This window comes from Streptomyces sp. 130 (assembly GCF_007096885.1).
In the GTDB taxonomy this organism is placed as follows: Bacteria; Actinomycetota; Actinomycetes; order Streptomycetales; family Streptomycetaceae; genus Streptomyces.
The window spans coordinates 175112-187265 of sequence record NZ_VJNO01000001.1; the positions used below are offsets into that span (position 1 = coordinate 175112).

Genomic DNA, 12154 nt, shown 5'->3' on the forward strand with positions numbered 1-12154 from the left:
CACGATGCGGTCATGCCCTCCGCGCTGACCGCTCTCTGCCGGTATCCCCTCGTGCAGGCCCCCATGGCCGGCGGTCCCTCCTGCCCGCAGCTCGCCGCCGCCGTCTCCGAGGCCGGCGCACTCGGCTTCCTGGCCGCCGGCTACAAGACGGCGGACGCCCTGCGCGACGAGGTCCGGCAGGTGCGCGCCCTGACCGGACAGCCCTTCGGCGTCAACCTCTTCATGCCGCAGTGCGAACCGGCGGACCCCGCCGAACTGGCCGACTACCGCCGCCGGCTCGCGGGCGAGGCCACCGGTTACGAGACGGAGCTCGGAGACCCGGACGTCCCCGGCGACGACGGCTACGAGGACAAGCTCGCCGTCCTCCTCGACTCCCCGGTCCCGGTCGTCTCCTTCACCTTCGGCTGCCCCTCGCGCGACACGCTCGACGCGTTCGCGGCCGCCGGTACGTACACCGTGGTCACGGTCACCTCACCGGAGGAGGCCCAGGCCGCCGAGTGGGCCGGGGCCGACGCCGTCTGCGCGCAGGGCACCGAGGCGGGCGGCCACCGCTCCACGTTCCACGACGATCCGGCGACCGAGGACGGCGGGACCGGGCTGCTGAGCCTGGTCGCCCAGGTCCGCGAGACCGTGCAGATACCGGTCGTCGCCGCCGGCGGCCTGATGCGCGGCGCCCAGATCGCCGCCGTCCTCGCGGCGGGCGCCGACGCCGCCCAGCTCGGCACCGCCTTCCTGGCCTGCCCGGAGTCCGGCGCGCACGTCCTGCACAAGCAGGCCCTGACCAACCCGCTGTTCGTCCGGACCACCCTGACCAGGGCCTTTTCCGGGCGCCCGGCACGCGGCCTGGTCAACCGATTCGTGCGCGAGCACGGCCCGTACGCCCCCGCCGCCTACCCCCAGGTCCACCACATGACCTCCGTGCTGCGCAAGGCCGCCGCCCGCGTCGGGGACGCCCAGGGGATGGCGCTGTGGGCCGGGCAGGGCCACCGGATGGCCCGCGAGCTGCCCGCCGGCCGGCTGGTCCGGCTGCTCGCCGAAGAACTGGACGCCGCGCGGACGGCAGTGAGCACAAGGAGCGCACCGTGACAGCACCCGTCTTCGTCGTCGGACACCTGCCGGACGCCCCCGAGTTCGTCCTCGACGGGCCCGAGGGACGCCACGCCGTCTCCGTGAAGCGGCTGCGCACCGGCGAGCAGGTCGTCCTCACGGACGGCCGCGGCCGGTGGGCCCGGGGCGTCGTGCGCGCCGCCGAGGGCAAGGACCGGCTGGTCGTCGGCGACCTCGGCCAGGTCCACGAGGAGCCGCCTCCCGCGCCGCGGATCACCGTCGTCCAGGCCCTGCCCAAGGGGGACCGGGGCGAGGTCGCCGTGGAGACCATGACCGAGACCGGCGTCGACGCGGTCGTCCCGTGGCAGGCGGCGCGCTGCATCACCCAGTGGAAGGGTGACCGCGGCCTCAAGTCCCTGGCCAAATGGCGTGCCACCGCCCGGGAGGCCGGCAAGCAGTCGCGCCGGGTGCTGTTCCCGGACGTGGCGGACCTGGCCACCACCAAACAGGTCGCCGGCCTGCTCGCCGCGGCGGACTTCGCGGCCGTCCTGCACGAGGACCGCGACTACGCGAGCGAACCACTGGCCACCGTCGCCCTGCCCGACGAGGGCGAGATCGTGCTGGTCGTCGGCCCCGAGGGCGGTGTGTCCCCGGACGAGCTGGAGGCGTTCGCCGCCGCCGGCGCCCGCACCTGCCGCCTAGGCCCCACGGTCCTGCGCACCTCCACGGCGGGCACCGCGGCGACGGCGCTGCTCCTGGGACGCACGGGGCGCTGGTCGTGAACCGTCCCCGATGGGGTGGTTGTGCCCGGAAGCGGTCTACCGCACCGTCACATGGGGTGGGAAGCTGCCCGTATGGGGACATCAAGGGCACCAGGCCGTCGTGCGGCCCGTCGCTTTCCGGTCGCGCTCTGCCTCGCCGCCGCCGCGGTCGCCGGGCTCACCGCCTGTGAACCGGCCGACGCCACCGGCGCGTTGAACACCACGGCCGTCGCCTTCACCACCGACCGGACCGCCACCCGTGCCCTGGAGCACGAAGGCGTCCGGGTGCGCTGGCTGACCTGCACGGCCTCGCTCGGCGGAGGCGGGGCCACCGGCTCGGCGGCTCCCTCCGCCGCACCCCGGTCGGCGGAGGTCCACTGCGACGGCAAGACGGAGTCCGGCGGCGACATCGCGCTGGACGGGCAGGTGACCTACGCGGTCGAAGGCCGGTGCGTACGGGGCGACATGACCGCGAAGACCGGCGGGCGCGCCGTCTTCCGGGCCACCCTGCTCGGCGACTGCACCGCCCCGGCCACGACCGCGCCGCCCGCCGTTCCCCCGGGCCGGGGCGACGGCCCGACGGCCACCGTGACGGTGACCGTCACCGCCTATCCCGGCAAGTGAGCCCGCCTTCGCGGGAGTTGGCGGCTGCCTCCGGTCCGCGCTCCCCGGTGGCCGATCCGCACCGCAGGACGTACTCCGGCCAACCCCGTGCCACCCGGCACCCCCGCGGCCTAGGGTGATCGTGTGACACAGCCTTCCTACCTCCGGTACCCCCATGTCCACGGTGACCTGATCGCCTTCACCGCCGAGGACGACGTCTGGATCGCCCCACTCGACGGCGGCCGGCCGTGGCGGGTCAGCGCAGACAACCGTCCCGTCACCCAGCCGCGCATATCTCCCGACGGCACCCTCGTCGCCTGGACGTCCACCCGCGACGGCGCGCCCGAGGTGCACATCGCCCCCGCCGACGGCGGGCCCTCCCGGCGGCTCACCCACTGGGGCGACGCCCGCACCACCGTGCGCGGCTGGACCCCCGAAGGCGACGTGCTGGTCACCAGCACCCAGGGCCAGGTCTCGCTGCGCCGCACCTGGGCCCGGGCCGTCCCGGTCGACGGCGGTCCCGCGCGGACCCTCCCGTACGGCCCCGTCGGCTCCCTCGCGTACGGGCCCGGCGGGCGCGTCCTGCTGCTCTCGGCCACCATGGGGCGCGAGGCCGCCTCCTGGAAGCGCTACCGGGGCGGCACGGCCGGAAAGCTCTGGATCGCGGCCGAGGACGACCCGATGGAGTTCGCCCGGATCCACACGGACCTCGACGGCAACATCGAGTGCCCGATGTGGGTGGGGGAGCGCATCGCGTTCCTCTCCGACCACGAGGGCACCGGCGCCCTCTACTCCTCGCTGCCCGACGGCACGGACCTGCGCCGGCACACCCCCGTCGACGGCTTCTACGCCCGCCAGGCCACCACCGACGGCACCCGGGTCGCCTACGCCTCGGCCGGTGAACTGTGGCTCCTGGACAGCCTGGAGAGCGACGGGCCCCGCCGCGTCGAGGTCCGGCTCGGCGGCCAGCGCGCCGACCTCCAGCCCTACCCGCTGCACGCCGACAGCCACCTGACCAGCGCGTCGCCCGACCGCACCGGCCGGGGCAGCGCCGTCCTGTCGCGGGGCGCCCTCCACTGGGTCACCCACCGTGAGGGCCCCGCCCGCGCGCTCGCCGCCGAGCCCGGCGTACGGGCCAGGCTGCCGCGCACCTTCCAGGCCGACGGCGACCAGCAGGTCGTCTGGGTCACCGACGCCGAGGGCGACGACGCGCTGGAGATCGCCCCCGCCGCCGGCACCGCCCCCGGCGCCGCGCCCCGCCGCCTCGCGGCCGGCCGGCTGGGCCGCGTCCTGGACCTCGCCCCCGCCCCCGACGGCAGCCGGTTCGCGGTCGCCGCGCACGACGGGCGGGTGCTGATCGTCGAGCGGGAGAGCGGCGAGATCCACGAGGTGGACCGCAGCGAGAACGGCGACGCCTCCGGCCTGGCCTGGTCGCCCGATTCCGCCTGGCTCGCCTGGTCGCACCCCGGCCCCCAGCCGCTCAGCCAGCTCAAGCTGGCCCACATCGCCGACCTCTCGGTCTCCGAGGCGACGCCCCTGCGGTTCCGGGACTTCGCGCCCGCCTTCACCGCCGACGGAAAGCACCTGGCCTTCCTCTCCGAGCGCGCCTTCGACCCCGTCTACGACGCCCACGTCTTCGACCTGGCGTTCATCGGCTCCTGCCGGCCGCACCTGCTCACCCTCGCGGCCACCACCCCTTCCCCCTTCGGACCGCAGCTCCACGGCCGGCCCACGGAGAAGGAGAAGGGCGGCGACGGCGAGGACAACCCCACCGCCCTCCCCATCACCCGGATCGACCTGGACGGCCTCGCCGACCGGATCGTGCCCCTTCCCGTCGAGGCCGCCGTCTACTCCTCGCTGCGCGCCGCGCGCGACGGCCTGCTCTGGCTGCGCCACCCGCTCACCGGGGTCCTCGGCACCAGCGGGGCCGGCCCGGACGCCCGCCGTCCGGACACCGTCCTGGAGCGGTACGACCTGGAGAAGCTGCGCTGCGAGGAGCTGTCCTCGGACGTCAGCCGTTTCGCGGTCAGCGGCGACGGGAAGCGTCTCGCGATCGTCCACCGCGGCAAGCTGTCCGTCGTCCCCTCCGACAGCCGGGTGCCCGCGGGCGACGACGACCACGACGACTCCGTGACCGTGGACCTCTCCCGCATCCGCCGCACCCTCGACCCGGCCGCCGAGTGGCGCCAGATGTACGAGGAGGCCGGACGCGTCATGCGGGACAACTTCTGGCGCCCGGACATGGGCGGCGTCGACTGGGACGGGGTCCTCGACCGCTACCGGCCGGTCCTGGAGCGCGTCGCGACCCACGACGACCTCATGGACCTGCTCTGGGAGGTCCAGGGGGAGCTGGGCACCTCGCACGCCTACGTCACCCCGCCCGGCGGATGGCGCGACGACGCGGCCCGGCAGGGGCTGCTCGGGGCGGACCTCTCCCGCGCGGAGGACGGCAGCTGGCGCATCGACCGCGTGCTGCCCTCCGAGACGTCGGACCCGGCCGCCCGCTCGCCGCTCGCCGCGCCGGGCGTCGCGGTCCGGGCCGGTGACGCCGTCCTGGCCGTCGACGGACACCCCGTCGACCCGCTCACCGGGCCCGCGCCGCTGCTCACCGGCTCGGCCGGGAAGCCCGTCGAGCTGACCGTCGCGCCGGCCGACGGGGGCGACCGGCGCCACGTCGTCGTCGTGCCCGTCGCCGACGAGGAGGCCCTGCGCTACCACGCGTGGGTCGCCGACCGGCGGGCGTACGTGCACGAGCGGTCCGGGGGGCGCCTCGGCTACCTCCACGTCCCCGACATGGTCGGCGGCGGCTGGGCCCAGATCCACCGCGACCTGCGCACCGAGATGGCGCGCGAGGGCCTGGTCGTCGACGTCCGGGAGAACCGCGGCGGCCACACCTCGCAGCTCGTGGTGGAGAAGCTGGCCCGCCGCATCGTCGGCTGGGACCTGCCGCGCGGGATGCGCCCCGCTAGCTACCCGGGCGACGCGCCGCGCGGGCCGGTGGTGGCCGTGGCGAACGAGTTCTCCGGGTCGGACGGCGACATCGTGAACGCGGCGATCAAGGCGCTGAAGATCGGGCCGGTGGTCGGGGTGCGGACCTGGGGCGGTGTGATCGGCATCGACAGCCGGTACCGGCTGGTCGACGGGACGCTGGTCACGCAGCCGAAGTACGCGTTCTGGCTGGAGGGATACGGGTGGGGCGTCGAGAACCACGGCGTGGACCCGGACGTGGAGGTCGTGATGACGCCTCGGGACCACGCCGAGGGGCGTGACCCCCAGCTGGACGAGGCGGTGCGGATCGGCCTGGAGTCGCTGGAGCGGGTGCCGGCGAAGGTGGCGCCGGAGCTGCCGGAGCTGCCGGAGCTGCCGGGTTCGCCGGGACTCGCGGGCTGAGCCGGGCGGGGCGGGGAGCGGCGCGCCTGTTCCCCACCCCGCCCCGCAGGGTGAGCCCCTCCGGCGATCGACGGAGCGGGGTCCGGGGGGCGGCACCCCCGGATAGGCTGGGCCGCAACGGATCGTCAGACCAAGGAGCGCGTAAGCGAATGGCAGGAGAACCGCAGCCCGACTGCCTGTTCTGCAAGATCGTCTCGGGGGAGATCCCGGCCACCATCGTCCGCGAGACCGACACCACCGTCGCGTTCCGCGACATCAACCCCCAGGCCCCCACCCACGTACTCGTCATCCCGCGCCTGCACCACCCGGACGCCGCGTCCCTCGGTGCCGCCGAACCGCAGGTGCTCGCCGACGTGCTCTGCGAGGCGGGCAACGTCGCCGCCGACGAGAAGATCGACGGGACCGGGTACCGCGTCGTGTTCAACACCGGCGCCGGCGCCGGCCAGACCGTGTTCCACGCGCACGCGCACGTGCTGGGCGGCCGGGGTCTGGAATGGCCGCCCGGATAATGTCCGCCCGCGAACTCGTCGTGCTCGGGACCGCCAGCCAGGTCCCGACGCGGCACCGGAACCACAACGGCTATCTGCTGCGCTGGGACGGCGAGGGCATCCTCTTCGACCCCGGCGAGGGCACCCAGCGCCAGATGCTGCGGGCCGGGGTCGCCGCGCACGACATCAACCGGATCTGCGTCACGCACTTCCACGGCGACCACTCGCTGGGCCTGGCCGGGGTGATCCAGCGGATCAACCTCGACCAGGTCCCGCACCCGGTGACCGCCCACTACCCGGCGAGCGGGCAGCGCTTCTTCGACCGGCTGCGGTACGCGACCGCCTACCGCGAGACCGTGCGGCTGACCGAGGCCCCGGTCGCCGCCGACGGACCGCTGGCCACCACCGCCGCGTACACGCTCGACAGCCATCGGCTCTCGCACCCCGTCGAGTCGTACGGCTACCGGCTCACCGAGCCCGCCGGGCGGCGGATGCTGCCCGCGAAGCTCGCCGAGCACGGCATCGCAGGGCCGGACGTCGGCCGCCTCCAGCGCGAGGGCTCACTCGGCGGGGTCACGCTCGCCGACGTCTCCGAGCACAGGCGCGGACAGCGGTTCGCGTTCATCATGGACACCAGGCTCTGCGACGGCGTGTACGCCCTCGCCGAGGGCTGCGACATGCTGGTCATCGAGTCGACGTTCCTCGACGCCGACCGGAAGCTGGCCGCCGACCACGGCCACCTGACCGCCTCCCAGGCGGCCCGGGCCGCCCGGGAAGCGGGCGTACGGCACCTCGTCCTGACGCACTTCTCCCAGCGCTATCCGGAACCGGAGGCGTTCGAGGCGGAGGCCCGGGCCGCCGGTTACGAGGGCGAGCTGACCGTCGCCCAGGACCTGATGCGCGTACCGGTCCCCAGCCGGCACGCGTAGCTCCACGCACCACCCCCCACACGATTGAGACCACCGTGCACCTCCCCAAAGCGGAACTCCACCTCCACATCGAGGGAACCCTCGAACCGGAACTGGCCTTCGCGCTCGCCGCGCGCAACGGCGTGACCCTGCCCCACCCGGACACCGAGGCCCTGCGCACCGCGTACCTCTTCGAGGACCTCCAGAGCTTCCTGGACCTCTACTACGCGCTGATGGCCGTGCTGCGGACCGAGGACGACTTCGCCGAGCTCGCCGACGCCTACCTCACCCGCGCCGCCGCCCAGGGCGTCCGCCACGCCGAGATCTTCTTCGACCCGCAGGCCCACACCGCCCGCGGCGTCCCTATCGGCACCGTGATCGACGGCCTGGGGCGGGCGCTGGAGCGCAGCGAGGAGAAGCACGGCATCTCCACCCAGCTGATCATGTGCTTCCTGCGCGACCAGTCCGCCGGATCGGCCCTGGAGACCCTGGAGGCGGCCCGCCCCCACCTGCACCGGATCAGCGCCGTCGGCCTGGACTCCGCCGAGGTCGGCCACCCGCCCGCGAAGTTCCGCGAGGTGTACGAACGGGCCGGGGAGCTCGGCCTGCGCAAGGTCGCCCACGCCGGCGAGGAAGGCCCGCCCTCCTACATCCGCGAGGCGCTCGACGTGCTGGGCGTGGAGCGGATCGACCACGGGCTGCGCTGCATGGAGGACCCGGACCTCGTGCGGCGGCTGGTCGCGGAGCGCGTACCGCTCACGCTGTGCCCGCTGTCCAACGTACGGCTGCGCGCGGTCGACACCCTGGAGCAGCACCCGCTGCCCGCGATGCTGGAGGCCGGGCTGCTGTGCACGGTGAACTCCGACGACCCCGCCTACTTCGGCGGATACGTCGGAGACACCTTCCACGCCGTGCACGAGGCGCTCGGCCTGGACCGCGAGCAGCTGCGCACGCTGGCCCGCAACTCCTTCCAGGCGGCCTTCCTCGACCACGACGAGGAGCGCAGGGCGCGCTACCTGTCCGAGGTCGAGGCGTACGCGTTCGACTGACCGCCGCCCGCCGGGCCGGCCGTCCGGAAGGCGTTCCGGCCCAGCCGGCGGCGGCGCAGGGCCGGGATGCTGATCTCCGCGACGGCCTGCTCGGGCGCACCCACCTTGGGCACCGCGCCGGGCACCGCACCCGTGGTGACCGCCAGCAGGGCCGCCGGCGCACCGCCCCGGCGGCGTACCGAGCCCGGCACCAGCGGACGGCCGCCGACGTGCAGGGCGACGGCCGTCACCGGCAGCGCGACCAGCAGGGTCGCCGCGCCCAGGACCAGGCCCATCCCCGGGAACCCGGCCTCCTCCGACAGCACACTGCCGAGCACCGGTCCGCAGGCGACGCCCACGGACGAGGCGGACCCCGCGAGGACCGCCCAGCGCCCGCGTACGTCGAGGGAGGCGGCCAGACCGATCAGATACGACAGGACCACCGGGTAGACGGTGTTCCACAGGATCTCGCCGGTCGCGAAGGAGCCGAGGCTCCCGGCGGACGAACTGAGCACGATGCTCCCCGCGATGACCGCGGTGCCCACCCCGATCGGGACCGCGCGTCCCAGCTTCGAGCCCAGCACCCCGGCACCCATCACGCCGAGCAGCCCGGCGCCCAGCGCGGCGGCGAAGACGGCGCCGATCGTCACCTCGGACAGCCCGACCTGGTCCACGCCGATCCGGCTGCTCACGCCCCACAGCGCGTTCTGCGCCATCGACCAGACGAGCATGCCGCCCGCGAGGACCATTCCGGAGCGGCGGTGCGGCAGCCGGCCCGCCGAGGGCGCGGCGGGCCCCGCCGCGCCCGGGCCGCCGAGCCGGGAGGCGGCCGGCCAGACCAGGAGCGCGACCAGGGCGATCGAGGCGAACGGCAGCCGGTGGCCGCCGCCCAGGTGCGGGACCGTCAGATACAGGGCGCCCGCGGTCGCCGAGACGCTCAGCAGGCCCAGGGACGAGGTGCGGTGCGGGTCGCTCTGGGCGGCGATGCCCGCCGCCGCGACGGCGGTCGCCGTACCGGAACCGAAGCCGCCGACCACCGCGCCCGCGACCACCAGCGGCACGGTGCCGGCCAGCGCCGCGCAGCCGTACCCCACCGCGCACAGGATCAGTCCCACGCGCGCCGGTCTGCACGGCCCGTACGCCTCCACGCGTCCCGCCAGAAAGAAGCCGGCGGAGGCCGAGCTCAGCAGAAGCGCGCTGCCGACGAGCCCGGCCTGGGCCGTGCTGAGGCCCAGATAGACGGAGAGCCGTCCCACGATGGTGGGGAGGAGATAGGCGGCGAGGTAGCCGGCGGTGAACACGGCGACCAGGGGCCACGCGGCGCGAGGGCGCGAGGACATGGGCGTTCCTGAGGACATGCCGAGAAGAGGCAGAAGGGAGGGGGGAAATGCGAAAAATCGGCGCTTCCGTCGGGTACGTCTCCAACGGTGCTCGCGGGCCAATTTGTATCAAGTGCTCCCGGCCCACCGAAAGCCGGTGTTCTGTGATCTGGGACACTTTTGTGTTTACGTGGTTCGCGGATGGGTAGCGAAGCACGTTTACGCAGGTCAGCGACCGTGAACACACGCGCGGCGCGCACTCGTCCAACACCGCCGCGTATCGGGCACACTGGCCGCAACCGCCACGACCGGGGAGTGCAAGGTGAGCGCTGACATTCCGCAGATCGACCCGCTGGACGGGCTGCGCGCCCCGCAGGACCCCGACTGCGACGTCTTCCTCACCGGCACGGTCTTCCTGGACATCATCTTCACCGGCCTGGACAGCGCCCCCGTGCGGGGCACCGAGTCCTGGGCGCGCGGCATGGGCTCCAGCCCCGGCGGCGTCGCCAACATGGCCACCGCGCTGGCCCGCCTCGGCCTGCGCACCTCCCTGGCCGCCGCCTTCGGCGACGACCACTACGGCGAGTACTGCTGGGACGCGCTCGAACAGGGCGAGGGCATCGACCTCTCCCGGTCGCACACGGTCCGGGGCTGGCACTCCCCGGTGACCGTCTCCATGGCGTACGAGGGCGAGCGGACGATGGTCTCGCACGGCCACGAGGCCCCGGCGCTCCCCGCCACCGCCTCGCCCGAGGCCCCCGCCTTCCCCCGCTGCCCGCCCAGGGCCCGGGCCGCCGTCACCTCGCTGGTGCCCGGCCGCACCGAACCCTGGGTCGCCGAGGCCGCCCGCCGGGGGGCCCTGATCTTCGGGGACGTCGGCTGGGACGAGACCGGGCGCTGGGACCTGGACGCCCTGAGCGGCCTGGAGCACTGCCACGCCTTCCTGCCCAACGCCGGGGAGGCGATGCGCTACACCCGCACCGACTGCCCCCGGGCCGCCGCGCACGCCCTCGCCGAACGCGTACCGCTCGCCGTCGTCACCCTGGGCGCCGAGGGCGCCTACGCGGTCGACGCCGCCACCGGCACCGCGGCCGAGGTCCCGGCCATCGACGTGGAGGCGCTGGACCCGACCGGTGCCGGTGACGTCTTCGTGGCCGGCTTCGTCACCGGCACCCTGGCCGACTGGCCCCTCGCCGACCGCCTCGCCTTCGCCGGGCTCACCGCGGCCCTCTCCGTCCAGGAGTTCGGCGGCTCGCTCTCGGCCCCCGGCTGGGCGGAGATCGCCGCCTGGTGGCAGCGGGTGCGCAGCTGCGCCGGGCAGGACCCGGCCGCGCTGCGGCGCTACGCCTTCCTGGACGACCTGCTGCCGGCCGCCGCCCGGCCCTGGCCGCTGCGCCGGGCCCTGCCCACGCTCGGTTTCCGCGCCTAGCCCCACCGCCCCGAAAACCCTCTGGTGTTGTCGGTGCGGAGTCGTAGGCTTGAGGCATACGAGGTTTTCGAGCAGCGAGAACCCTGCAACGGGAGGTATGCGCAGGCCCGAGGGCCGGCCCATGACTCAGTCACCCACACAGCCGCAGGCGCGTGCCCACATCAGCATCCCGGCCGCTCACCCGATGGTGATGCTCCTGGGAGCGGGCGACTCGCTGCTGCGCGTGATCGAAGCGGCGTTCCCGGCGGCCGACATCCACGTCCGGGGAAATGACATAAGCGCGACGGGCAACGCGGCGGACATCGCCCTGATCCAGCGCCTGTTCGACGAGATGGTGCTCGTGCTCCGCACCGGGCAGCCGATGACGGAGGACGCCGTGGAACGGTCGATCGCGATGCTCAAGGCCACCGACAACGGCCAGGCAGACGGCACGGAGACCCCGGCCGAGGTGCTGACGCAGAACATCCTCTCCAGCCGGGGCCGCACGATCCGCCCCAAGACGCTCAACCAGAAGCGGTACGTCGACGCGATCGACAAGCACACGATCGTCTTCGGCATCGGTCCCGCCGGCACCGGCAAGACCTACCTCGCCATGGCCAAGGCGGTCCAGGCCCTCCAGTCCAAGCAGGTCAGCCGCATCATCCTGACCCGCCCCGCCGTCGAGGCGGGCGAGCGCCTCGGCTTCCTCCCCGGCACGCTGTTCGACAAGATCGACCCGTATCTGCGCCCGCTCTACGACGCCCTGCACGACATGCTCGACCCCGACTCGATCCCCCGCCTGATGGCGGCCGGGACGATCGAGGTCGCGCCCCTGGCCTACATGCGCGGACGCACCCTGAACGACGCCTTCATCATCCTGGACGAGGCGCAGAACACCAGCGCCGAGCAGATGAAGATGTTCCTGACCCGGCTCGGCTTCGACTCCAAGATCGTCGTCACCGGTGACATCACCCAGGTCGACCTGCCGACCGGGACCAAGAGCGGTCTGCGCCAGGTGCAGGAGATCCTGGAGGGCATCGACGACGTGCACTTCTCCCGGCTCACCTCGCAGGATGTCGTCCGGCACAAGCTGGTCGGCCGTATTGTCGACGCGTACGAGAAGTACGACAGCAGCAAGGGCGAGCAGGACGGCGGGGGCCATCGGGGCCGCGGCCGTCACAACGGGAAGCAGTAGCAGCGCA

The 12154-nt window shown here is 74.0% G+C and carries 10 protein-coding genes; 9 read left to right on the forward strand and 1 reads right to left on the reverse strand.

Translation table 11 applies throughout. The features are described from left to right. Positions 1-12 precede the first annotated feature (12 nt). The 7 genes from FKN01_RS00825 to FKN01_RS00855 all read left to right on the forward strand — a co-directional run bounded on the left by FKN01_RS00825 (position 13) and on the right by FKN01_RS00855 (position 8246). Positions 13-1086 carry a nitronate monooxygenase gene (locus tag FKN01_RS00825; RefSeq protein WP_143615726.1) on the forward strand — a complete coding sequence of 358 codons (1074 nt, stop codon included), beginning with the start codon at positions 13-15 and terminating at the stop codon, positions 1084-1086. Continuing rightward, positions 1083-1829, forward strand: coding sequence for a 16S rRNA (uracil(1498)-N(3))-methyltransferase (locus FKN01_RS00830; protein ID WP_143615727.1), 747 nt, complete (start codon positions 1083-1085; stop codon positions 1827-1829). Before FKN01_RS00825 ends, FKN01_RS00830 begins: the two co-directional genes overlap by 4 nt. Before the next feature lie 72 nt (positions 1830-1901). Continuing rightward, a complete protein-coding gene (locus FKN01_RS00835) occupies positions 1902-2432 on the forward strand; it encodes a hypothetical protein (protein WP_260696729.1) in 531 nt (176 codons plus the stop codon). A 123-nt stretch (positions 2433-2555) separates the two neighbouring features. Next, complete coding sequence (locus tag FKN01_RS00840) at positions 2556-5801, forward strand: S41 family peptidase (protein ID WP_185992687.1); 3246 nt, start codon at positions 2556-2558, stop codon at positions 5799-5801. Positions 5802-5950: 149 nt separating this feature from the next. Further along, on the forward strand, positions 5951-6310 hold the full coding sequence (locus FKN01_RS00845; RefSeq protein WP_143615728.1) for a histidine triad nucleotide-binding protein: 360 nt from the start codon (positions 5951-5953) through the stop codon (positions 6308-6310). After that, the gene (locus tag FKN01_RS00850; RefSeq protein WP_143615972.1) at positions 6310-7218 is read left to right on the forward strand and encodes a ribonuclease Z; all 909 of its coding nucleotides are present in this window, start codon (positions 6310-6312) and stop codon (positions 7216-7218) included. Before FKN01_RS00845 ends, FKN01_RS00850 begins: the two co-directional genes overlap by 1 nt. Before the next feature lie 35 nt (positions 7219-7253). Next, positions 7254-8246, forward strand: coding sequence for an adenosine deaminase (locus tag FKN01_RS00855; protein WP_143615729.1), 993 nt, complete (start codon positions 7254-7256; stop codon positions 8244-8246). Here the strand turns inward: FKN01_RS00855 and FKN01_RS00860 are convergent. After that, positions 8210-9565, reverse strand: a complete 1356-nt coding sequence (locus FKN01_RS00860; protein ID WP_143615730.1) for an MFS transporter — start codon at positions 9563-9565, stop codon at positions 8210-8212. The genes FKN01_RS00855 and FKN01_RS00860 overlap by 37 nt on opposite strands. A gap of 301 nt (positions 9566-9866) precedes the next feature. On the opposite strand from FKN01_RS00860, the gene FKN01_RS00865 reads away from it, so the two are divergent. Then, the gene (locus FKN01_RS00865; protein WP_143615731.1) at positions 9867-10973 is read left to right on the forward strand and encodes a PfkB family carbohydrate kinase; all 1107 of its coding nucleotides are present in this window, start codon (positions 9867-9869) and stop codon (positions 10971-10973) included. Between the two features lie 121 nt (positions 10974-11094). Next, positions 11095-12147: a PhoH family protein gene (locus FKN01_RS00870; RefSeq protein WP_143615732.1), complete on the forward strand. Its 1053-nt coding sequence runs from the start codon at positions 11095-11097 to the stop codon at positions 12145-12147. Positions 12148-12154: the final 7 nt, after the last annotated feature.